Genomic DNA, 866 nt, shown 5'->3' with positions numbered 1-866 from the left:
ATCAGGCTTTTTTTAAGAATGCCACGACGCTACTAATTCATGCAGATAATTGGTGTCACTGTAATTTCTCGGCTTTTATTGAATATCATTGCAAGTATCGACCAGATAATTGCCCTATAACAATGATGACTTTTGATACTGAACTTCCTCAAAGTTGCGGGATAGTTGAGCTTGATTCTCAAAATAGAGTTATTGGGTTTCACGAAAAAGTTTCAAACCCTCCTGGCAACCGAGCAAATGCTGCAGTTTATCTGCTTGAGCCTGAAATCCTTGATTGGCTAGAACTGCATCCCGAGATCTCCGATTTTAGTACACAGGTGCTTCCACAATTTGTTGGTCGAATAGCTACTTGGCACAATGATGTCATTCATCGTGATATCGGCACATATTCTGCATTGCGTAAAGCTCAGTTGGACCCTTTGCCGCTTCTTAATTGGCCGGCAGCAGATTCATGGCAAAAAGAGTTCGACGATAATCCGATTCATAGTCTTGTCAATAAAGACAAGTGAGACTGGCAAGCTTAGGCAGGTATTATGGCAGATCGATTTCTTGTAATTGGTAGTAACTCATTTTCTGGTTCCCACTTTGTTGAGCATTTGCTTGAGCAAGGCTATGAGGTCATTGGGGTTAGTCGTTCACCTGAGTTGCACTCGGTGTTCTTGCCATACAAGTGGAGTGGCGCTTTTAATGAACGTTTTCGGTTTTTCCAAATTGACCTTAACCATGATCTGGATGAACTCCTAAGCGTAATAAAGCAGCATAAACCAACTTATATAATTAATTTTGCAGCGCAAGGTATGGTCGCTCAAAGCTGGCAGACTCCGGAGCATTGGTATCAGACTAATGTAGTGGCGCAAGTGAAATTG

At 41.9% G+C, this 866-nt stretch carries 2 protein-coding genes; both read left to right on the top strand.

What is annotated here, in order from left to right:
- On the top strand, positions 1 to 509 hold a 509-nt coding region (locus tag A3757_RS19620), incomplete at its 5' end, for a sugar phosphate nucleotidyltransferase (RefSeq protein ID WP_255374993.1).
- A gap of 24 nt (positions 510 to 533) precedes the next feature.
- Positions 534 to 866 (top strand): GDP-mannose 4,6-dehydratase (locus tag A3757_RS19615; protein WP_156506433.1); only part of this gene is annotated, 333 nt, incomplete at its 3' end.

This window comes from Oleiphilus sp. HI0117 (genome assembly GCF_001635235.1).
Note: the sequence above shows the minus strand (reverse complement) of the source record. Positions and strands in the feature narration are given on the sequence as shown.